This is a genomic window from Sediminicola luteus (genome assembly GCF_040566555.1).
Classification (GTDB): domain Bacteria; phylum Bacteroidota; class Bacteroidia; order Flavobacteriales; family Flavobacteriaceae; genus Sediminicola.
On sequence record NZ_JBEWYP010000005.1, the window covers coordinates 57,043 to 80,126 of the forward strand.

At 41.3% G+C, this 23,084-nt stretch carries 18 protein-coding genes and 1 tRNA gene; 7 read left to right on the forward strand and 12 right to left on the reverse strand.

All coding sequences use genetic code 11. The features are described from left to right. Nucleotides 1-61 precede the first annotated feature (61 nt). From infB to ABXZ32_RS10035, 6 genes are all read right to left on the reverse strand, one after another. The gene (infB, locus tag ABXZ32_RS10010; RefSeq protein WP_354618544.1) at nt 62-2,863 is read right to left on the reverse strand and encodes a translation initiation factor IF-2; all 2,802 of its coding nucleotides are present in this window, start codon (nt 2,861-2,863) and stop codon (nt 62-64) included. A gap of 43 nt (nt 2,864-2,906) precedes the next feature. Then, a complete protein-coding gene (nusA, locus tag ABXZ32_RS10015) occupies nt 2,907-4,139 on the reverse strand; it encodes a transcription termination factor NusA (protein ID WP_062058072.1) in 1,233 nt (410 codons plus the stop codon). Between the two features lie 13 nt (nt 4,140-4,152). Further along, on the reverse strand, nt 4,153-4,614 hold the full coding sequence (gene rimP / locus ABXZ32_RS10020) for a ribosome assembly cofactor RimP (RefSeq protein ID WP_062058068.1): 462 nt from the start codon (nt 4,612-4,614) through the stop codon (nt 4,153-4,155). Between the two features lie 142 nt (nt 4,615-4,756). Then, nucleotides 4,757-5,221 carry a PepSY-like domain-containing protein gene (locus tag ABXZ32_RS10025; protein WP_354618545.1) on the reverse strand — a complete coding sequence of 155 codons (465 nt, stop codon included), beginning with the start codon at nt 5,219-5,221 and terminating at the stop codon, nt 4,757-4,759. A gap of 1 nt (nt 5,222) precedes the next feature. Further along, nucleotides 5,223-5,435, reverse strand: coding sequence for a hypothetical protein (locus tag ABXZ32_RS10030; protein WP_354618546.1), 213 nt, complete (start codon nt 5,433-5,435; stop codon nt 5,223-5,225). A gap of 12 nt (nt 5,436-5,447) precedes the next feature. After that, complete coding sequence (locus tag ABXZ32_RS10035) at nt 5,448-6,695, reverse strand: Pycsar system effector family protein (protein ID WP_354618547.1); 1,248 nt, start codon at nt 6,693-6,695, stop codon at nt 5,448-5,450. Nucleotides 6,696-6,983: 288 nt separating this feature from the next. On the opposite strand from ABXZ32_RS10035, the gene ABXZ32_RS10040 reads away from it, so the two are divergent. Further along, complete coding sequence (locus tag ABXZ32_RS10040; RefSeq protein WP_354618548.1) at nt 6,984-7,139, forward strand: hypothetical protein; 156 nt, start codon at nt 6,984-6,986, stop codon at nt 7,137-7,139. 281 nt (nt 7,140-7,420) lie between these two features. Here ABXZ32_RS10040 and ABXZ32_RS10045 read toward each other — a convergent pair. Beyond that, nucleotides 7,421-7,492: transfer RNA gene (locus ABXZ32_RS10045), tRNA-Gln, on the reverse strand. A gap of 166 nt (nt 7,493-7,658) precedes the next feature. On the opposite strand from ABXZ32_RS10045, the gene ABXZ32_RS10050 reads away from it, so the two are divergent. Then, nucleotides 7,659-10,994: a DUF2723 domain-containing protein gene (locus ABXZ32_RS10050; RefSeq protein ID WP_354618549.1), complete on the forward strand. Its 3,336-nt coding sequence runs from the start codon at nt 7,659-7,661 to the stop codon at nt 10,992-10,994. Nucleotides 10,995-11,035: 41 nt separating this feature from the next. Here the strand turns inward: ABXZ32_RS10050 and ABXZ32_RS10055 are convergent, their stop codons facing one another. From ABXZ32_RS10055 to ABXZ32_RS10065, 3 genes are all read right to left on the reverse strand, one after another. Further along, nucleotides 11,036-11,332: a thioredoxin family protein gene (locus ABXZ32_RS10055; protein WP_062058062.1), complete on the reverse strand. Its 297-nt coding sequence runs from the start codon at nt 11,330-11,332 to the stop codon at nt 11,036-11,038. A 91-nt stretch (nt 11,333-11,423) separates the two neighbouring features. Then, entirely contained in the window at nt 11,424-12,653 is a 1,230-nt protein-coding gene (locus tag ABXZ32_RS10060) for a metallophosphoesterase (RefSeq protein WP_354618550.1), read from the reverse strand. A gap of 56 nt (nt 12,654-12,709) precedes the next feature. Continuing rightward, a complete protein-coding gene (locus ABXZ32_RS10065) occupies nt 12,710-13,432 on the reverse strand; it encodes a copper homeostasis protein CutC (RefSeq protein ID WP_354618551.1) in 723 nt (240 codons plus the stop codon). A 42-nt stretch (nt 13,433-13,474) separates the two neighbouring features. On the opposite strand from ABXZ32_RS10065, the gene ABXZ32_RS10070 reads away from it, so the two are divergent. Both ABXZ32_RS10070 and polA read left to right on the forward strand, forming a co-directional pair. After that, on the forward strand, nt 13,475-14,470 hold the full coding sequence (locus ABXZ32_RS10070; RefSeq protein ID WP_354618552.1) for an isoaspartyl peptidase/L-asparaginase family protein: 996 nt from the start codon (nt 13,475-13,477) through the stop codon (nt 14,468-14,470). Between the two features lie 57 nt (nt 14,471-14,527). Continuing rightward, the gene (polA, locus tag ABXZ32_RS10075; RefSeq protein WP_354618553.1) at nt 14,528-17,365 is read left to right on the forward strand and encodes a DNA polymerase I; all 2,838 of its coding nucleotides are present in this window, start codon (nt 14,528-14,530) and stop codon (nt 17,363-17,365) included. 74 nt (nt 17,366-17,439) lie between these two features. Here the strand turns inward: polA and ABXZ32_RS10080 are convergent, their stop codons facing one another. Together ABXZ32_RS10080 and ABXZ32_RS10085 are read right to left on the reverse strand one after the other, a co-directional pair. Continuing rightward, complete coding sequence (locus ABXZ32_RS10080; RefSeq protein ID WP_354618554.1) at nt 17,440-17,922, reverse strand: lipocalin family protein; 483 nt, start codon at nt 17,920-17,922, stop codon at nt 17,440-17,442. Nucleotides 17,923-17,992: 70 nt separating this feature from the next. Next, nucleotides 17,993-20,614 (reverse strand): DUF5916 domain-containing protein, encoded by a 2,622-nt coding sequence (locus ABXZ32_RS10085; RefSeq protein ID WP_354618555.1) that lies wholly within the window; start codon nt 20,612-20,614, stop codon nt 17,993-17,995. Nucleotides 20,615-20,874: 260 nt separating this feature from the next. On the opposite strand from ABXZ32_RS10085, the gene rplM reads away from it, so the two are divergent. The 3 genes from rplM to rpsB all read left to right on the forward strand — a co-directional run bounded on the left by rplM (nt 20,875) and on the right by rpsB (nt 22,983). Beyond that, nucleotides 20,875-21,330, forward strand: coding sequence for a 50S ribosomal protein L13 (gene rplM / locus ABXZ32_RS10090; protein ID WP_354618556.1), 456 nt, complete (start codon nt 20,875-20,877; stop codon nt 21,328-21,330). Then, a complete protein-coding gene (gene rpsI, locus ABXZ32_RS10095) occupies nt 21,330-21,716 on the forward strand; it encodes a 30S ribosomal protein S9 (RefSeq protein ID WP_062058039.1) in 387 nt (128 codons plus the stop codon). The genes rplM and rpsI overlap by 1 nt, the downstream gene beginning before the upstream one ends. Before the next feature lie 268 nt (nt 21,717-21,984). Beyond that, nucleotides 21,985-22,983 (forward strand): 30S ribosomal protein S2, encoded by a 999-nt coding sequence (gene rpsB, locus ABXZ32_RS10100; RefSeq protein WP_062058036.1) that lies wholly within the window; start codon nt 21,985-21,987, stop codon nt 22,981-22,983. Nucleotides 22,984-23,084: the final 101 nt, after the last annotated feature.

The window sequence follows — 23,084 nt, forward strand, 5'->3', positions numbered from 1 at the left end:
TTAAAACAAAAAAACCTGTCTTCCGACAGGTTTTTTTTATGTAATATTCTAAGTATTTAGCTTACTTAAGCTTCTTCTTAACTGCTACTTCTTGGAAAGCTTCTACGATATCCAATTCCCTGATATCATTGTAGTTCTTAACCTGAAGACCACAATCGTATCCTTTGGCTACTTCCTTGACATCGTCCTTGAATCGTTTCAAAGAGGACAATTCACCGGTGTAAATAACAACACCATCACGGATCAAACGAATATTGGAGTTTCTAAAGATCTTCCCACTGGTAACCATACAACCTGCAATGGTTCCAACTTTAGATATTTTAAAGGTCTCCCTAATTTCTGCCGTACCTGAGATCTCTTCCTTCATTTCTGGAGAAAGCATACCTTCCATGGCATCTTTTAGATCATTGATCGCGTCATAGATAATGGAGTACATTCTGATATCTATTTCTTCTTTTTCAGCCATGGCCCTGGCATTACCCATTGGCCTTACGTTAAATCCAATGATTACCGCATCTGAAGCCGAAGCCAACAATACATCTGATTCTGTTATTGGACCAACCGCTTTGTGAATAATATTCACCTGGATCTCATCGGTCGTTAATTTCTGGAAGGAATCCGTCAATGCTTCCACAGAACCATCCACATCCCCTTTCAGGATAATATTCAACTCTTTAAACTCACCTAATGCAATTCGTCTTCCAATCTCATCCAAGGTAATGTGACGCTGTGTCCTTACAGACTGCTCTCTCATCAACTGGGCTCTTTTGGCAGCTATCTGCTTAGCTTCCCTCTCATCTTCCAGAACATTGAATTTATCACCAGCTTGTGGTGCTCCATCCAATCCTAAAATGGAAATAGGTGTAGAAGGTCCTGCTTCTTTAACGATATTACCTCGTTCATCCTGCATGGCCTTAATCTTACCACTGCAAGTTCCCGCCAAGACATAATCTCCAATCTTAAGCGTTCCAGATTGTACAAGGACAGTGGAAACATATCCTCTTCCCTTATCCAAAAATGCTTCAACTACGGTTCCCGTTGCCAAGCGATCTGGGTTAGCCTGCAATTCCAATATTTCGGCTTCCAACAATACTTTTTCCAGAAGCTCCTTAACTCCTGTTCCAACTTTTGCAGAGATATCATGGGACTGTATCTTACCTCCCCAATCTTCTACCAGTAGGTTCATTTGAGCCAAACCTTCCTTGATCTTATCAGGGTTTGATGTTGGCTTATCAATTTTGTTGATGGCAAAGACAATAGGTACACCAGCCGCTTGTGCGTGGCTAATAGCCTCTTTTGTCTGTGGCATGATCGCGTCATCCGCAGCCACTACAATAATGGCTATATCGGTGACCTGTGCTCCACGAGCCCTCATTGCGGTAAACGCCTCGTGACCAGGAGTATCTAAGAATGCAATCTTCTGACCGCCTTCAAGAGTCACACCATATGCTCCGATGTGCTGGGTAATACCCCCACTTTCACCTGCAATAACATTTTCCTTTCTAATATAATCCAGCAAAGAGGTCTTCCCGTGATCCACGTGACCCATTACTGTAACAATTGGAGCTCTAGGCTTCAAATCTTCGGGTGCATCTTCAGCAACCTCGATAGTCTCCTCGATATCTGCTGAAACGAATTCTACCTCATACCCAAACTCATCGGCTACGATAGATAGTGTTTCCGCATCCAATCTTTGGTTCATGGTTACCATGATCCCCAAGGACATACAAGCAGATATAATTTTTGTAGTAGGAACATCCATCATCACCGCTACCTCGCTTGCCGTAACAAATTCGGTAACTTTAAGGATTTTGCTCTGCAATTCTTGCTGCTCAAGATCCTTCTCCGTTTGTTGACGGTGCTGATCTCTCTTGTCCCTTCTATATTTTGCTCCCTTACCTTTTTTGGATTTCCCTTGCAATTTCTCTAGGGTCTCACGTACTTGTTTTTGAACATCTTCCTCGGTAGGCTCTACTTTAGGGCCTTGGCTAAAACGTTGTCCAGGTGGCTTTCTTGGACCGCCTGGTGCATTTTTACCCCTTGGACCTGTTCCAGATTGTCTCGGACCTGTTTTTTGACCCGGAGTACTAACAATACGTTTTCTTCTCTTCTTTTTATCAGCACTGTCACCAGCTTTGGAAACCTCTTTCTTCTTCTTAGGTTTCGCAAATTTTGATAAATCTATTTTGTCCCCAGTGATTTTTGGACCACTAAGTTTCTGGTATTGCGTTGTGAGCGTTTCATTCTCAGGGGTCTTTTCAGCTTCTTCAGCAGGAGCTTTTTTCTCCTCTACTTTTTCTGCTTTCTCGGCCACCTTCTTTTCAGCAGGCTTTTCTGTCGCTACAGGTTTTTCAACCTCTGCTTTTTTCACGGGCACCTCAGCTTTCACCTCGGGCTTCTCCGCTACTACTTCTTCTTTCTTCTTCTCCTCTTTTACCGGCTCTGCAGCTTTTGCAGGAGTTTCCTCGACTGCCTCTGGCTCTTGCGCCTTCTTTTTAGGGGAAAGATCTATCTTACCTACTGTTTTTGGCCCAGATAGCTCCGCTTTCGCCTTCACTACCTGCTCTGAAGCAGCTTTTTTCTCCCTCGCCAGTCTCTTCTCCTCTTGCTCTTGCTCCAATTGTTGACGCAGTGCCTCCTTCTCCTTCCTCTTCTCCTCACCAACTTCCTTGGATGCAACTTTCTTGCTCATATCCGTCTGGAACTCGTCCAAAAGAACCTGATACACCTCATTGGAAATTTTTGTTGTAGGCCTAGCTTCCACATCGTGACCTTTGGCCCCAAGGAAATCTACCGCCCTGTCCAGTGAAATATTAAGTTCCCGTAGAACTTTATTAAGCCTTATAGTTGCATTATCTGCCATAAATAGATATTCGTATTCTTATATTTTCCCGCTAATATATAGCTTAATCTTCTAATTCTTCTTTTAGCACACGCACAACTTCTAAAATTGTCTCCTCTTCTAAATCAGTACGTTTAACCAAATCATTCACATCCTGCTCGAGGACGCTCCTTGCTGTATCCAACCCAATTTTCTTAAGCTCGTCAATAACCCAGCCTTCAATTTCATCAGAAAATTCAGTCAATTCAACATCTTCTTCCACACCTTCGCGGAAAACATCAATTTCATAACCGGTCAATTGTCCGGCCAGTCTTATATTGTGACCTCCCCTACCAATAGCCTTGGAAACCTCCTCTGGCCTAAGGTATACTTGGGCTGTCATCTTTTCATCATCCAATTTTACCGAGGAAACACGAGCTGGACTCAATGCCCTGGTCACCAATAATTGTGCATTACTGGTCCAATTGATAACATCAATATTTTCATTCCCCAATTCCCTAACGATACCATGGATACGGGAACCTTTCATCCCCACACAGGCACCAACTGGATCTATCCTATCATCATAGGAATCCACAGCTACTTTTGCTTTTTCTCCAGGAATACGTACCGCCTTTTTAATAGTGATCAAACCATCAAAAACTTCCGGAATCTCTTGGAAGAACAACTGCTCCAAAAACAATGGAGAAGTTCTGGACATAATAATGACAGGCTTGTTGCCTTTCAGCTCCACACTTTCAATTATTCCGCGAACGTTATCACCCTTCCTAAAGAAGTCTGCAGGAATCTGCTTGTCCTTTGGCATGATGATTTCATTGCCTTCGTCATCCAATAAAATAATGGCCTTATGTCTAATATGGTGAACCTCTGCAGTGTAAATTTCACCTTCCAGATCCTTAAACTGCTTATAAATGGTTGTATTGTCGTGTTCGTGGATTTTAGAAATAAGGTTTTGACGCAAAGCCAAAATTGCCCTTCTTCCCAAATCTATCAATTTCACTTCTTCAGAAACATCTTCACCCACTTCAAAATCGGGCTCAATCTTGCGCGCTGCAGTAAGTGAGATCTCCTCATTGGGATCCTCAACCTCACCATCCTCTACAACAACCCTGTTTCTCCATATCTCTAAATCTCCTTTATCAGGGTTTATAATGATATCAAAGTTGTCATCTGAGCCAAACTTTTTCTTAAGAGCGTTTCTAAACACATCTTCCAAAATCGCCATCAGCGTAACCCTGTCAATGAATTTATCATCCTTAAACTCGGAGAAAGATTCTATCAGCGCAATATTTTCCATTCTGAACTACTAATTAAAATTTTAATACAACTTTTGCTTCTTGAATATCAGAAATTGCAATCTCTTGCTTTTTCTGAACTGTTACTTTACCCTTGCCCACAGGTTTGGGTTCACGTGCCTTCCACTCTAAAGTGATGCTATCTTCCGTTGCAGCCGTAAGTTTTCCTTCAAAATTACTATCTTGACTCCTTACTTCCAATATTCTTCCTATATTCTTTTTATACTGTCTTGGCATAACCAAAGGCGTGGTAGCTCCCGCAGATTCAACTTCTAAGGCAAAATCATGCTCTTCCCTGTCCAAATTGTGCTCAATGGTCCTACTTACCGCCATGCAGTCTTTCAACGTTACCCCGTTATCACCATCTAACGTCACCTTGATCTTATTATCGGATGACATCTTAAAATCGATCAAAAACAGTGATTGATTCTCCTCTAGGGCCTGATTTAAAAGTTCTGTTACTTTGTCCTTCAACATAAATTTAAGTAATAAAAGAGGGGACTAATAGTCCCCTCATGAATACTTTATATTCTTTCAGCGGTGCAAATATACGATTTTTTATTTCACTTCCCAATCAATTTTTGATCAGGGCTTTAAGAGAAACTCAAAAAGATATCATTTAGTTCAGTCGCCTTCCATCAGCCGTAAACTCTATATCTTTTTTTTCACCGTCACGTTTGAATTCCACATCATAAAAAACACCTTTTGAATGATGATCCACCTTTTCAATTTCTACGATTTCATAATCATCAAATTGTTCCTTGATCAGATCCCTTACTATTTTTGGCAAGTCGTCCTTATCTATACTTTGTTCCGTTTCAATCCAATCCCCATTAGGTGAAAAATCGGCGCGGTAATGTTTCCCGTCCTTTTTAAATTTGGATTCGTAGTTCCCATTGCTGTCCTTTTTCCAATCCGGATCGTTCTCCCCTGGATATTTGCTTTCAAAAGAGGCCTTTACCTCATCTGGAACTTGGCCCTGGGCTTTGGTTTGGCAGGCGGTCAACACCATTACCAGACCGGCAATCATTACAAGTGATTTGCCCATGCCTTGGAAAACAGACCCCATAGTGCTCTTCTTCATTTTAATTATCATCTGTTTGTCCATCTACCTCTTCTTTTACATCTTTATAAGCTCCTTTCACCTCTTCCGCGGCACGATCAACACCATCCCCGGCCTCTTCACTTGCCCTTTCAATGGTATCCCTATCTTCCACTTCCTTCTTTTCCTCCCTGCAACCACTAATTCCGAAAACTAGGGAGGCGACCATTACTAATCCAAATACTGTTTTTCTCATGATACTTAATTTTTAATTTACTGTTTTATTCGCTTCCTCTTTTGGTAATTCAGTCAAGGGCTTAACCGCTTCCATTACTTTTTCGGACCCATAAAATTTTAATGCCACCCCAAAGGATATTACCGAGAGGATGATTCCTATCATAAAAATCGAATATGTCCAACGAAGAATCCTATACTTGCGACTAAGGACAGACCCCAAGTAATACAGGTCCATCGTCAACATCTCATATATCGCATCCTTCGTCTCTACTGTTCTTTTTATAGCCTTAATAAAATTGTCGATGGGTATCTGCTCAAAATTTCCAAAAAAGAGCAGGTTGATCTTCTCATTCTCTAAATTGTCCACATCAATTTCCGATTTGGTAACATTGGGCCTAGTTGCCAGCACTGACAATACCATTGAGGCTATACTGAAGAGAATAAAGATGGATGTAGGTATCAAAAGATAGGTATTGGAAGGGTCGTCCAAAATTGGCACTAAATTGGCCAGTAAAAGAGAGATGATAATCGCATTGACCGAAAGCAATATGTTGGCTTTGGTATCCGCAATATCACTAAGCTTCATATGGTTTCTCAACGTAACACGATAGAGGGTCTGCACTCCACGTTGCGGACTCTGATCCTTCATCTTCACTTTTATCTCCGCCTTCCTAAATTCCTTTTTGTCCTTCTTTTTGGCCTTGATCAAACTCTTTAGGTTATCATCCTTCCCTTTGCTCCATTCATTTTTAGCATAAGAAGTGTAATAAGTATGTTTTCCAGATAATAGCTTAATATATTTTTTTCTCCATTTTCTAAGCGGAAATTCCTTTTGATTTAATTGGGTTTGCTCTTTGCGATGTAATTCTATTTTTTCAGGCAGACCGTCAGTACTGTAGTAGTAAGAAACGGCATCATGCAGCAACTCCCCTTCTGGGGTTTGGGGTCCTTCTTTCGAATGCAATTCCATGATAAGCCCCTCCACACGATCAATACCTTCCTTAGGGTATTCATTTGATTCCAAAAATTTCCTGGCTATGGCCACACTGTCCGCTGCCACATCCTCCACTTTGCCCGAAAAACCAGTATAGAGAAACCATGCTGCCAAAAGAACAACCTCTTTGTCCGCTTCATTTAATTCCTCTTCCTTTGATAACTCTTCCACTGCACCCACAACTTCCCGGGTCCTTTCTGGATTATGAAACACACACTCATTACCCAACTTGACCTGAAGTATATCCAGCACAAAATCTTCAGCCTGTTTTATTAGTTTTCCCATTAGTTTACCTACAATTAAGTCTCCATGTTAAAGCACCTCCAAAAGCTCTTCCCGGTCTAATCTGACCACTTCTGATTTTACTTGATATAAAGGTATTCTGCCGGTCGTCAACAAGAAGACCTTATTGCTAAAAATAATAACGCAATCCAACTGAAGGCGTAAGCCCCTTGGCACACTGCGCCAACACTGGGGTAAATCAATTGAGTTAATTTAAACTAGAAAAACGCACATCCCATCTTAAGAAGCCAATTACCTTAGCCACATATTACAACCCAAATAAACAAACACATGAAAGTCATCTCTTGGAAATTTATAGCAGCATTATTTTTTGCATGGATCATTATATTCTTTCTTTTCCCACAGGTTGGGGAAATCATCCATATGCTACCCCTGATTTCAGGTTACCTCACCATCAACAAACTGATCACGGGATCTGAGATCTAATAAGGTTTCATATTAATTGCCGATAACCCAATTTGAAAGCTCGGAAGATTTTTAATTCTTCTTTTACCCGGCAAACCACTTTTCTACATCAAATGTGTTCTGGCGTATCCAATCTCGGGATATTCCCCTTCCCACCTATAAGTATAATTCCAATTTTCGCTGTATGATCCAAGCGGACAATTGTGCAGTTCTTATTAAGAATTTCTTAGTTCCCACAGAATTAAATAATTAGCAAAAAAAAATCCCGATACTTTTCAGTATCGGGACTTCCATTTTGGATGTTGGCCTACTAGGACTCGAACCTAGAACGACTGGACCAAAACCAGCTGTGTTGCCAATTACACCATAGGCCAGCATTGCTTAAGAGCGTGCAAATTTAAAACAAAGTTTAATATGCGCAAATATTTTGGGCAACAATATTAAAAAAATGAAAAAAAACCCTGTTAAAGGTTTGCGAAAAATTTCATCGCATATCTATTTTAATTAGTAAATTCGCCCCAACTGGTAAATTTGGCATACATGTTTTCGAAAGATTTTGAGAAATGGGACACCATCCTTGGATGGGTCGTTTTTTTTATAGCCCTAATCACATATGGTATAACCGTTGAGCCCACGGGCAGTTATTGGGATGCTGGTGAATATATTGCCACCTCGGCAAAACTTCAAGTAGGTCACCCTCCGGGAGCACCGCTACTCCAAATGTTGGGGGCTTTTATCTCCATGTTCGCCCTGGAGCCGGGACAGGTTGCCAAAATGGTCAATTACCTTTCGGGAATTTCCAGCGCCTTTACCATTTTATTTCTATTCTGGACCACGACCAACCTCGTAAAAAAATTGATAGGCAAAGATGAACCAATTACAAACAGTAAGGCAATCGCCATATTGGGAAGTGGTTTAATCGGCGCCTTGGCGTTCACTTATTCTGATAGTTTTTGGTTCAACGCTGTCGAAACAGAGGTTTACGCCATGGCAAGTTTAATCATGTCCCTACTACTTTGGTTGGGATTGAGATGGACAGATGACCTGGACGATCCAAGAGGCAACAGATGGCTGATCCTTATGTCCTTTGTGGTGGGTCTAACTTTTGGAATACAGTTTATGGGCTTTTTGACCATTCCTTCCATTGGCCTATTGTACTACTTTAAAAAATACAAGACCACTACCGTTAAAAATTTCCTGTTGGCCAATATTTTGGTCGTGGCACTTTTGATGCTGGTCTATAAATTTTCCCTGACCTATGTCTTGGTTGCATTTGGCTGGAGTGAGATATTCTTTGTCAATACCATTGGACTTCCCTTTAATTCAGGGACCATCATCATGGGACTTATTTTCATAAGTGTCTTTTATTTTGGCTTGAGCTATACCCGAAAAAACGATTTTAGGAAAGCAAACACCCTTGTTCTATGTGCCATGTTCCTTTTCCTAGGGTTTTCTTCATGGCTGATGCTCCCCATTAGGGCCAATGCCAATACGGTCATCAATGAAAACAACCCTTCGGATGCACGTTCCTTATTGGCCTATTACAACAGAGAACAATACCCAGGGGTAGATAGTCCTATTTACGGTACTTACTATTCCAATTTGTTTGCTACCTCAGGCACAGAGGTGGATGATAAGCCTAAATACGAAAAAGATGAAAAGCTGGGCAAATATGTTATTGTCAACCATTACAAGGAATCTGTACCAGGTCCCAATAAAGACCATGTAGGGCTACTTCCAAGGATGTGGAGTGAACAAAATGCGGAGAATTATATGAAGTATTTTGGACCTTTGGATTTCAAGATAAAACCAGAATACAGGTCCAACGGAGAACTCCGTGATGCCGTAAACCAATTTAGGAACGGACTCACCACCGGTGAGATCCAAGAAGAACAATACATACGCTTCCTAAAGGAATTTAGTGAATACATAGAAGTTATACCGCCGACTGTTTGGGAGAACGTCAAATATATGATCGACTTCCAATTCGGATATATGTATTGGCGTTATTTTATGTGGAACTTCACAGGTAAACAAGATGACATTCAAGGCAGGTACGACAATCATGGCAACTGGCTGAGCGGTATTAATTTTATCGATAATCTTTTTAGGGGGAGCCAGGATAATCTACCCAGTGATGTCCTGAACAACAAAGGTAGGAACACCTATTTCTTCTTGCCACTACTCTTGGGGATCATTGGCCTTATTTTCCAAATAACTAAAAACCCAAAACAATTCTGGGTTTTACTGGTATTTTTCCTATTTACAGGGCTCGCCATTCAATTTTACACGAACCCCTCTATTTTTCAACCAAGGGAAAGGGATTATTCATTGGTAGGCTCATTTTACGTATTTGCCATATGGATCGGAATTGGGGTGTATGGATTGTTTGATGAATTTAAAAAATTGATCGCCCCAAAAATATTGGCGCCTGCATTGACAATCATATGCCTTTTGGCCGTTCCAGGGGTGATGGCTTACCAAAATTGGGACGACCATGACAGATCCAATAGGTTTACAGCAGAATCAACGGCAAAGGCATATCTGGAATCAACCCAAAAGAACGCTGGGTCCATGTTGTTTACCATTGGGGACAACGATACCTTCCCATTGTGGTATGTACAAGAAATAGAAGGTTACAGAACGGATGTCCGTGTTATCAATACAAGTCTTTTTGCTACAGATTGGTATATCGACCAGATGAAAAGACAAGCCTATGAAAGCGCCCCAATTCCTTCACAACTCACCCATGACGATTATAAATACGGTTCAAGGGACGCCATTTACTACCAAGGGGTGACGGAAAGTCGTTGGAATATTAAAGACTTCATGAATTGGGTGGGAAGTAACAAACCACAGACTAAGTTTAAACATATTTTACAAAAACAAGGTGCGGACCTCAGCGATTATTCCGAAAGCAACCAGGACATAGTTTACTACCCTACCAATAAGATCAGGATTCCCGTGAACAAAAAGAATGTCTTGGAAAGTGGCTTGGTAAAACCAAAAGATTCTGCCCTTATCGTTGATTATATAGATATAGACCTTCCTAAAGGGGCACTGCCCAAAAATAGGATCATGATGTTGGATGTGATCGCCAACAACGATTGGAAACGTCCCATCTACTTTTCTGGAGGTAGTTTTGATGACGGGGAGTACATTTGGATGAAGGACTACCTGCAATTGGACGGTCTTGTCTATAAACTTATACCAATCAAGACAGAGCGATTAAGTCCGTACGAAATGGGACGCATCGATTCTGACCTGATGTACGATATTGTAAAAAAATGGGAATGGGGCAATGCGGGAAGCCCAGATATCTACCACGACCCACAGACTAGGTCCCAAGGTCTTTCCTTTAGGGGTAATTTAGCTCGACTAACAGAAACGCTCATTGCGGAAAGGAAGATTGACAAGGCCAAGGAGATCATCAATATAGCCATGGAAAATATGCCGCTGGACTATTTTGGATACTACGCCTTTGTTGAACCGTTCTTGGACGGGTATTACAAAGTTGGGGAAACCCAAAAGGCCAGGGACCTGTTCCAAAGATTGAAGAAGAAATATCAGGAGCGATTGGAATATTATGAGAATATCCCATTGAATCAGCAATATGAAAACATCAATGATATCATAGCCGATATGGAGGGGTACCGAAGGAATATTGATATTCTAATTGGCAACAGGGATAAGGACCTTGCGGAAAAGGAAACCCTGATCTTTAATGAATACATAGATAAGTTCAGCCACTTTTACAAGGACGATATGTTGGAAGACGACCTCCCTATGGAAGAAGAGCTGGAAATGATGGACAGTATGGAAATTGATGGTGGCACGATGCCAATGGACACGGTCCCTTCAGTCATTGAAGAATAGAGCAATAAAAAAGCGGGATGATGATCATCCCGCTTTTTTGTTTAAATATATTCGTTTAAAATCCCAATCAAGGTATTGGCATCCTGTTCGCCACTTTGGCGCCAAACCATTTCACCTTTTTTATAGATCATAAGGGTTGGCAAGCCTTTCACCCTTAATGCCTGTGACAGCTCTTTGTTCTTTTCAACATCGATCTTAATCACCTTTCCTTTATCGCCCAAGGCTGCTGCAACATCCCTCAATACGGGATGCATGGCCGTGGATTGTTCATTCCACTCTGCATAAAAATCTAACAGAACAGGTACGTCTAAATCAATTAGTTCACCAAACTTGGACATATAGAAACATTTCGGTTATCAATCAAAAGTAAGAAAAAATGTTAAAATACTAACGATAGCTGTGTTTTTGTAGAATTTTAGTGCGTTAAAACTACACCATTGGTTTCTTTTTCAAAGTAATTACCGTTATCTCAGGCCAAATGCCCACCCTTCCAGGATAGCCTAAAAAGCCAAAACCACGGTTCACATTTATATATTGTCCCAATTCCTCATAGACCCCTGCCCAATATTTATACCTCCATTTTACCGGACTCCACTTCACCCATCCTGGAATCTCTATCCCAAACTGCATCCCATGCGTATGTCCGCTCAACGTTAAGTGATAATGATAATCATCATGGATCACCTTGTCCTCCCAATGGGATGGATCATGACTCATTAAAATTTTGAAATCGTCCTTAGCTATATTGGATTTGGCCATATTAAGGTCTCCAGCTTTTTTGAAGCCCCCTCTTCCCCAGTTCTCAACACCTATCAAGGCAATTTTGGCACCGTCCTTTTCCAGATACCTGCTTTCATTCAATAAAAGGTCAAACCCAATGTTCCTTTGAAGGATTTTTAAATCCTCGAGATTCTTCATTTTCTCTTCTGGGGTAGCCCAATCTATATAATCCCCATAATCATGGTTCCCCAAAACGGAAAACTTTCCATCTTTCGCCTCCAGGGTAGAAAACAATTCTGTCCATGGATGCATCTCGTCAGCTTTGTTGTTTACCATATCCCCTGTAAACAAGAGCACATCACTTTTCTGACGATTTATAAGATCAATGGCATACTCAATCTTCTTCCGATCATCGAAACTGCCACTGTGCACATCTGAAATCTGGGTGATCTGGTAATTGTGAAAGGCTTCCGGTAGATCATCAAACTCCAAATTGTACTTAAGCACCTTAAAATTGTATTTTCCCTTGTACATCCCATACAATAGGGCACTAAAGGGAACAGCTGCAATCCCCATGGCCAGGATACTTAAAAAACGTCTTCTTTCCGGGAAAGTAAATTCTTTTGCCGTACCGAACAATTTCTGGTATCCCCCACTCATCATTCGAAAGATATCTTCTGAAAACAGAAAAAGGATCGTGATCAACTTAAAGGTCAGCATTGTCAACAAGAGTCCAAATGCATAACTTTTGGGCCTATTTAAGACCCTACCTGTATCATCCCCAACGGTAAACTGATATACAAAATTCCCCAAGACCAAAAGTGACAACAGAATAAAGGCATAATACACCCAGGGATATCTGGAAACCGTTTTTAAGGCTTGAAGGGTATACAAACCCAAGGCAAGATAGATGGCAATAAATATGATCCAACGAAGCATAGACTACTTTTTTACAAAGATATTTTATAATTAGGACGACCTGCCTATTTTATATTTCATTTAACCAATCCCTTAATTGCTCTTATCATACTTTCATCCGTCAGGGCAACAGCTTCCTCCCTAAAAAAGGCTGGGCTGTTCATAGATATACGGGGAAGGGCATCCAGGGTTTTATAAAATTTTGTTCCAGATAAATGTACCGCTTTAAATTCCCTTTTCTTAAACTCCAATACATTTTCTGGTTTAACACCTCCTCCAGGCATTATCGTACAGGCAGAAGCCTTTTCCTGCAATCTTTCCAATGACTGCATCCCTTTTACGGCAGTAGTCTCTTGACCAGAAGTCAAAATATTGGCTACCCCCAGCCCTTCAAGTTGCTCCAAGGCTTCTATAGGATCCAACACCCAATCAAAGGCCCTGTGAAAAGTAAATTCCATTCCCTTGGCCACGTCTACCAATTCTTTGGTGCGTTTTACATCAATTTTAAAATCTTTATAAAGCACGCCAGAGACAACACCCTCAAACCCCATGTCCCTGCAAAAAAGAATATCATTTTTGATTGTTTCAAAATCGGATTTTGAATAGGTAAAATCCCCACTTCTGGGTCTGACCAGTACATGAACGGGGATGGAAATATGCTCTTTTACACTTTTCATCAGCCCTGGGGATGGGGTAATTCCACCAACTCCAAGTTCCACACAAAGCTCTATCCTATCTGCTCCTCCGTTTTGGGCGTTCAAGGCAGATTCCAAAGAATTGGCACATACTTCTATGATCATATTCCCTATATTTAGGTCCTTAAAAATAAGCAACCCAGACAGATGAAACGCAGAAATTTCCTTAAAAATTCCACGATGGGCACGGCTGGATTAATTTCTACACCCATACTCGCTTCCTTAGATAAAGACCGGTCCAATCCCTTAACGGATGCACAAAGCCTCATAAAACCGTTTCCTATTGTAATCTGTACCTGGAACTTCGCCAATGCCACAGCCAAAGCCTGGGAAGTGCTCAACGCCGGAGGAAATTCACTTGATGCCGTGGAACAAGGTGTTATGATTGAGGAGGCCGATGTGGACAACCAAACCGTGGGCAAGGGAGGTAGGCCGGACAGGGATGGAAATGTTACCCTGGATGCCTGTATTATGGATAAGAATGGTAATTGTGGAGCTGTAGTTTACCTTCAAAACATTACCCATGCCGTTTCCGTAGCCCGTAAAGTGATGGAGAAAACTCCGCATGTGATGTTGGCCGGGAAAGGGGCAGAACAGTTTGCATACGCAAATGGTTTTGCAAAGGAGGACCTCCTTACCGAAAAATCCAAAAAGGAATGGCTGGAATGGAAAAAAACTAGCCAATACAAGCCTATCATCAATATTGAAAACCACGACACCATAGGGATGCTCGCCATTGACAAAAATGGGGACATTTCCGGGGCTTGTACCACCAGCGGGATGGCCTATAAATACGGTGGACGTATAGGTGACTCGCCTATAATTGGTGCTGGATTATTTGTAGACAACGAGGTAGGTGGGGCTACGGCCACTGGAGTTGGAGAAGAAGTGGTACGCACCGTCGGGAGTTTTTTAATTGTGGAACTCATGCGACAGGGAAAATCACCACAGCAGGCCTGCGAGGAGGGCGTCCGAAGAATCATGGCCAAAAATAAAGACAGAAAGGATTTTCAAATTGGCTTTATTGCTATCAATAAAAAAGGGGAAACAGGATCTTATTGCGTGCATCCGGGATTTTCCTATAATATGATTTCAGATCAAGGGCAGGTGAACCAGCCTTCAGAATCCTATATTAAACCTTAAGTGCTTCCAAAAAGATCATAATCTTTGTAGCTTTGAAAATAAATTAGACCACCCGAAATGGCAGAACAAAAAAGACTTTTTTTACTTGATGCTTATGCATTGATTTTCCGAGGCTACTATGCCTTGATCAAGAATCCAAGAATAAATTCCAAGGGGATGGATACCTCTGCCGTGATGGGCTTTGTAAATTCCCTTTTTGATGTTATCAAAAGAGAAAAACCGGATCATTTGGCGGTTTGTTTTGATAAGGGAGGAAGCACCGAACGTACAGAAATGTTCGCAGACTACAAGGCCAATAGGGATGAAACTCCGGATGCCATCAGGCAGGCAGTGCCCTATATCCAGGATATTCTGAAAGCAATGCACATCCCTGTCGTGGAGCTTTACGGATTGGAAGCGGATGATATTATTGGCACCTTGGCCAAACAGGCAGAAAAAGAGGATTATAAGGTATTCATGGTGACCCCGGATAAGGATTTTGGGCAACTGGTTTCAGAAAACATTTTTATGTACAGACCCGCCAGAATGGGCAATGGGATAGAAATTTGGGGGATTCCAGAGGTAAAAGAACGCTTTGGAGTGGAGCGTCCCGAACAGGTCATAGACTATTTGGGAATGATGGGCGATGCCAGTGATAATATCCCTGGACTCCCAGGCGTTGGGGACAAAACGGCAAAAAAATTCATTGCGGAGTTCGGTTCTATGGAAAACCTTTTGGCGAATACGGATAAGCTTAAAGGCAAAATGAAGGAGAAAATCCAGGAAAACAAGGAATTGGGGATCCTATCCAAGAAGTTGGCAACCATTTGCGTCACTTGTGATGTAACTTTTGATGCCAAGGACTATGAATTGTCCATGCCCGACAGCGAAAAAGTCCAAGAACTCTTTGAAGAATTGGAATTTAGAAGACTTAAAGACCAGTTCTTGAAGTTATTCTCTACCGAGGAAGAAACAACAACCACCCAAGTAAGCAGCACCCCAACTGCCAAAAAACAGGCGCAAGAGGCCGGAGGCGGTCAGTTTTCATTATTTGGAGGGGATGTCAACCAACCTTCAGGAACACTGGAATCGGTATCGAGCAGAAAATCCATAAAGGAGGTTCCCCATGTTTACCAAAGTGTAGCACCGGGAATGGCGATGAAATTGTTTATTCAGAATTTGCTAAAGCAGACCTCGGTTTGTTTTGATACGGAAACAACCTCATTAAATCCTTTGGAAGCACAACTGGTAGGGATCGCCTTCAGTTGGGAACCTGGCAAAGGCTTTTATATCCCATTTCCAGAAGAAAAGGAGGAGGCCCAGGAAATCATAGAACAATTAAGGCCCTTTTTTGAATCCGAAAATATTGAAAAAATAGGACAGAATCTTAAATATGACATCAAGGTTCTGGATAAGTACAAGATAAAGGTAAAAGGCAAATGTTTTGATACCATGCTTGCGCATTACCTTATCAATCCAGATATGCGGCACAACATGGACGTATTGGCCGAGACCTATTTGAACTATACACCCATATCCATTACCGAATTAATTGGGAAGAAAGGAAAAAACCAGATGTCTATGAGGGAAGTGCCTCTGGACAAGCAAACAGAATACGCCGTGGAAGATGCGGATATTACGTTTCAATTGGCACAAAAATTTAGACCAGAACTTGCCGAGGCAAAAACAGAAGATCTTTTCAATGATATAGAAATCCCACTTTTGCACGTCCTGGCAGATATGGAGTTGGAAGGAATTAAATTGGATACCGAATTTTTAAATTCCTTATCCAAAGACCTGGACAACGATATCAAAAACCTGGAAACAAAAATTTACGAAGACGCTGGGGAAGAGTTTAATATTGGCTCCCCAAAGCAATTGGGAGAAATTCTTTTTGACAAAATGAAACTGGTAGATAAGCCCAAGAAAACCAAAACCGGGCAATATTCCACCGCGGAAGACGTACTTTCCTATCTTGCCAAGGACCACCCTATCATCCAACATGTTCTTGATTATAGGGGACTTTCCAAACTAAAGAGCACCTATATAGATGCCCTACCGGGACAAGTGGAACCAACTACGGGTAGAGTACATACAGATTATATGCAGACCGTTGCGGCTACAGGAAGACTGAGCAGCAACAACCCTAACCTCCAGAACATCCCAATACGAACCGAAAGAGGAAGACAGGTTCGCAAAGCTTTTGTTCCAAGAAATGAGGATTATATTTTATTGGCCGCGGATTATTCCCAGATAGAACTTCGCATCATTGCGGCACTGAGTCAAGAAACCACGATGATAGAGGCCTTTAAAAATGGAGAGGATATCCATGCCTCAACTGCCTCTAAGGTTTTTAATATCCCATTAGACGAAGTGACCAGAGAACAGCGTAGCAATGCCAAGACCGTCAACTTTGGAATTATCTATGGGGTATCGGCATTTGGACTGAGCAATCAGACCGACCTTTCCAGAGGAGAGGCCAAGGACCTGATAGATACGTATTACAAAACCTATCCGAAATTGCGCAACTATATCAGCGAACAGATAGATTTTGCCAGGGAACACGGTTATGTACAGACCGTTTTGGGCAGGAGAAGATATTTAAAGGATATAAATGGGAGCAATGCAATTGTCAGAGGTGCTGCGGAACGAAATGCTGTGAATGCGCCCATACAGGGAAGTGCTGCGGATATCATAAAAATAGCCATGATCAATATCCATAGGAAATTGGAGGAGGGCAATTTCAAGAGCAAGATGTTGCTGCAGGTACATGATGAATTGGTCTTTGATGTATACAAACCTGAATTGGAAGAACTAAAGACCATGATTAAAACCGAAATGGAAAATGCCTATACGCTATCCGTACCATTGGATGTGGAATTGGGGGTTGGGGACAACTGGTTGCAGGCTCATTAATAAGGATCCAACATTAAACAAAAAGCCCTTTTGGAGATCCAAAAGGGCTTTTATTATATGATATGTTTTAGATATTATCTTTTCTTGAAGACGATTTCTGTTCCTGTTAAGCTTTCTGCTTCGATATCTTCCCCAGCAACAATTAAACTACTACTATTAAGCTGTATGGTTGCCGTCTCCGCCATCCCAGTAGCATCGGTAATGGTCAGCTGGTCACCTTCCAAGCTCCATGTTGCATCTTCTTCCTCGAAACTTGTGGGACAAGGGATGGATGTTGCATTGAAATCGATCGTAATATCACTGACACCACTTCTGGTGATCAACGTGCCATCGGCCTTAAAGGTAAGTGCCAATAACTCACAATCCTGTGCAATCAAGACATCAAAGATTCCCTTAGCAAATAAAAGATCTTGATTGCTTGAATCATCGACCTTTAATTCTGCCACATCCCAAGTACCCTCTATGGAAGCAGTTCCCATCGGGTTTTCTTTATCCGATGAACATGAAAATCCCAATAAGGCAACAATTACTAGACTTAAAAAACTACGTGTGATCATGTCGAGGGTTTTAATTTTAGGACTAAACGACGAAAATAGTTATTTATTTCCTAATCACAGCCCTATATTTCTATTTCGCAAATCTGTAGGTAGCTTTTAAAAGAAAGGTGTTGTTTAATTTCTCATTCAATATTTGACGATCCAAACTTCGCCCTAAGGTATCCCTTGGATCCCCTAAGCCAGTAACCCCTTGTGCCCAAACCAAGAAAATTTCACTCCCCGGAATATACTCCCATCGCAAGACCAGATTTGACCTAAACTGTACAAATGAAAAGTCGGGATCACCAATACTATAATCAACGGACCCATTACTGTCCTCGTCCACATTGTAAACGCCATTGTCCATGGATATTTGATTCTGATCAAAGAGCGTAATACGTTCATTCAAGTCTTTGGCAATTGGATTGTTCACGTAATTAAAATCAGTGTACCTACCCCTCGAAATGAACGGCTGACCATAATACTGTATGGACAAGTTGGGATTGATGGTATAATTGACCCTCAACGTGGTCGCCCAAGTATCCTGACGAATATTGGCGGTAATATAACGGGGTACTCCATCAAATGACGTTTCAGTCACATATTGGGTTTTGTTTGGATTTTTCTCATACTCCGTCTGCAAGTTGATGCTCAGGGCATTAAAAGGCTGGTAGTTTAGCCTGCCCACAAATCTAACAAGAGAAAAGTTATCCTGTTTAGCCTGGCTATTTACATGACCCATCACAAAACTCAATTTCTTTCGCCTGTCCGATCCAAAAAATAAGTACGCAAAATTCTCTTCAGAAAAACGCCACCTCGGTCCGCCTCTTAAAAAGGTATTGATAAATATTCTAGGTTTGTGCGCTGCCCCAAATTCTGCCCACCAATTATTCCTGAAAATAAATTCACTGTTCAGGTCGTACTGTGTCCTGTTAAAATTACCATCAAAATCATAGGTAGTCAGTTGGCCTACTCCTATATATATATTCCTAAAATTCTCCAAGGGCTTAATTGTTCGCCAGCTCACACTGGAATATTGTCTAATTTCATCGGCTTGCCTGAGAAACCCAATATCATTAAGCTCCAATTCAGGAGACTTCCAGCTCATCCCTGTATTGTACAACCAATGGCCTCCCCCTGCCTTACCACCTTCTAGCTTACCACCGGTTCCCGTTAAGGATGTCCTATCGCCATCTACCTCTACATGCCCGGCATCTACCCTTTGGAACAAATGAGTGATGGATTCTTGGGTTGCCCTAATAGACTCTTCACTGCCAATCACATGACTGGCGACTATATTTCCTTCGATAAAATATTTACGATCCTTCCAACTATGTTTAAAATCTACTCCCCCTGAATATGCCGCTTGCCTAAGAAAATCTAGACTTGGTTCCAAATCCCTGTTCGTTGCCGTAAAAATACCCCCAACATAAGAGTTCCGTTCATTAAAATCTTTTTGTGCCCTGGCCACTAAATAATTCGTCAGAGGCTCTACCAATTCCTCCCTTTCCTGTCCATTATTATTTATCTGGGCGAACATTCTACCCGTTACACTCTCCAAAACCCCCAAGGACCATCCATTTTTAGTTTTTCCAGAAAACTTGGCCGCCCCTAAAATGGTAGAGTTTTGAGGCTGATTCACAAAATCGCCATTAGTGACAGTAGCACTCCCTTGCGGACTCCGGCCTATACGTCTGGAGTAAAATACATTGTCTTGATTGTTGGCGAACCTGTAGTCGAATATATTTTTGTTCTCCACAAAAAATGGCCGTTGTTCTTGGAAAAATATCTGAAAGCCATCAAGGGCAATGGCACCAGGATCGGCCTCTACCTGTCCAAAATCGGGATTAATGGTAAGGTCGAGCGTAAGGTTGTTGGTGATTCCGATCTTCGCATCCACCCCTCCGTTCAATTTGGTATCGGACCCATCCCTAAACGGATTCCCTTCCTCCTTAGGATAGGTGTCCAGCTTAACTACGGTAAAAGGTTGGATCTCCAATTGCCTTTGTGGCTCAATGTCTATCAATCCCCTAAGTTCCCCAAATTCACTTACCCATCCTGGAGCATCACGCGGCACGCGCTGCCAAACAGAACGCTCATCCTTCCTAAAAAGGATCCGTTGCACCTGTAGACCCCAAACTTGCTCTTGGCTCTTTCCAAACCGAAGTTGGCTAAAAGGAATTTTCAGTTCTGCGGTCCAACCCTCCCCATCTAAATTGGTCTTGGTATACCAAATAGGATTCCAACTGGCATCCCAATTATTACCATTTTCGGAAATAAATTCGTCCCCTTTTACCCCTGCTGCCGAAACAGAAAATGAAAAACCGGTCCGCTTATCCAAATAACTATCTATATTGACCTCTACAATATCCCCTTGAAACCCATCCCTTCTCGACAATCGTTTTTCGATGCTGTCCGGCGCCTTATCAAAAGCTTGTATCCCGATGTATAAATTCTTGGCGTCATAGACAATTTTGAATCGTGTGCTAAAAGTTGGAGGGGTATTCTCATCTGGTCTCCATTCCACAAAATCTCCGGCCCATTCCGTTTCATTCCATGCGGCATCGTCCAGCAAACCATCTACTTCCGGGGCTTCCTGTTCAGATACCACATGTGTGGTGTATGAACGCTTTGCAATGGTTGATTTGGTCGTTTGGGCCGAAAGCACGGTGGTCGCAAGAAGAAAAAGGGCGAATAGGTTATGCCTTTGCATTTAATTTAGGTTGATTAGGATTGCTCCTCTAAGGACTTACAAAACCACGGTATTGTTACAGTATAATTTCTATTTAATATATTTTTAACATTTAAAAAAAATGAAGTTCTCAAATTTGCAATGTAATATTCGACCTAAAATGCACTGGCTTAAATCTTTGAAAAAATAATACCAAACAACCATTTGTATTTCAAGTTAATAGTTGTACATTTGCAGCCCGTTTAACGGGATTGAAGTGTTTAATAAATAAATAAATTAGTGTGGACACATTAAGCTATAAGACAATTTCGGCCAATAAAGCTACCGTTCAGAAGGAATGGTTATTGGTTGATGCTGAAGGGGAAACATTAGGAAGATTGGCTTCCAAAGTGGCTAAAATGCTACGAGGAAAGTACAAGCCTAATTTTACACCGCACGTTGATTGTGGAGATAACGTAATCGTTATCAATTCAGAAAAAATCCAACTTTCTGGAAACAAATTAGAGTCGAAGACCTACATACGCCACACAGGGTATCCTGGAGGACAGAGGTCACAGACTGCTAGTGAGTTGATGGAAAAAAATCCTGCGCAAGTTATAGAGAAAGCTGTGAAAGGGATGTTGCCTAAGAACAAGTTAGGTGCTGAACTTTTCAGAAATCTAAAAGTGTATGTAGGATCTGAGCACAACCAAGAAGCGCAAAAACCAACAGCAATTAACTTAAACGAATTTAAGTAATGGAAGTAATTCACAAAATCGGTAGAAGGAAAACCGCTGTTGCTCGTGTTTATGTTTCAGAAGGTAAAGGAAACATCACAATCAACAAAAAAGACTTGAATGTATACTTTCCTACTGCTACTTTGCAGTACAAAGTAAAACAGCCTTTCGCATTGACAAGCAACGACGATAATTTTGACGTAAAAGTCAATGTTTATGGTGGTGGTATCACTGGACAAGCAGAAGCGATCCGCTTAGCTTTATCTAGAGCTCTATGTGAAATGGATGCTGAGCACAGACTTGTTTTGAAGCCAGAAGGCCTTCTTACTAGAGATCCAAGAATGGTTGAACGTAAGAAATTCGGTCAGAAGAAAGCTCGTAAGAAATTTCAGTTCTCGAAACGTTAATACTTTATTGTTTAAAGTATTGCGGTGGGTGGGATCAATCCCCAACATATTGATCCAAAAAAAGCTGAGGGCAACCTTAGCCATTCATTAAAGTTCATTGATATATCCTAACCAGTTTAGGATAAATTTAAACCATGTTGTCGTTGTCCCAAAGGAACACGTAAGACACTTTGGAGCATAGTTTAGCATCTAAATGCTGAAGGCTACATTATAATGATGTACCACTTTAGTATTGCTAATTCAACAGAACGTAAACTAGTACAAAAAAATGGCAAACAATATTGAAGTAAAAGACCTTCTAGAGGCAGGTGTACATTTTGGTCACCTTACAAGAAAATGGAATCCAAACATGGCTCCCTATATCTATATGGAGCGTAACGGGATTCACGTTATCAACTTATACAAAACTGTTGCAAAATTAGAAGAGGCTAATGAAGCCCTTAAAAAAATTGCAGCATCTGGTAGAAAAATTCTTTTCGTTGCTACCAAGAAACAAGCAAAAGACATCGTAGCTGAAAAAGCTGGAAATGCAAACATGCCTTACATCACTGAAAGATGGCCTGGTGGAATGTTGACCAACTTTGTAACTATCCGTAAAGCCGTTAAAAAAATGGCCTCTATCGATAGAATGAAGAAAGATGGTACTTTCAACACCCTTTCTAAGAAAGAGCGTTTGCAAGTTGAGCGTTTACGTGCAAAATTGGAGAAGAACTTAGGTTCTATTTCTGAAATGACACGTCTACCTGCTGCTTTGTTCATTGTAGATACCATGCGCGAGCACATCGCCGTTAAAGAAGCATTAAAATTGAACATTCCAATTTTTGCTATGGTAGATACCAATTCCGATCCAAGACCTATCGATTATTTGATCCCATCCAATGATGATGCTTCTAAATCTATCGATGCTATCTTGTCACACGTTTCAAATGCTATTATCGAAGGATTGGCAGAACGTAAGTCGGAGAAAACAGAGAAAGAAGAGCCTAAGGCTGCTGCTCCTAAAAAAGCTGCAAAACCAGATGACTTGACTAAAATTGAAGGTATCGGTCCAAAAATTGCCGAAGTTTTCAACGAGCAAGGCATTATGACTTTTGCTGATCTTGCTTCCAAAACTGAAGATGACTTAAAAGAAATCTTGGTTGAAGCTGGTTCTACTTTTGCTTCCAACAACCCAGCTTCATGGGCCAAGCAAGCAAAAATGGCTGCTGAAGGTAAATGGGCAGAGCTTAAAGAATGGCAAGAAACTGTAAAAGGTGGTGTAGAATAAACCCCTTTTTCCATACTATAAACTAAATATTAATTTAACATTGCCCTAAACCAAATTGCGTACCACGTAATTACTTTAGGGCAATATTAAAACATACACAA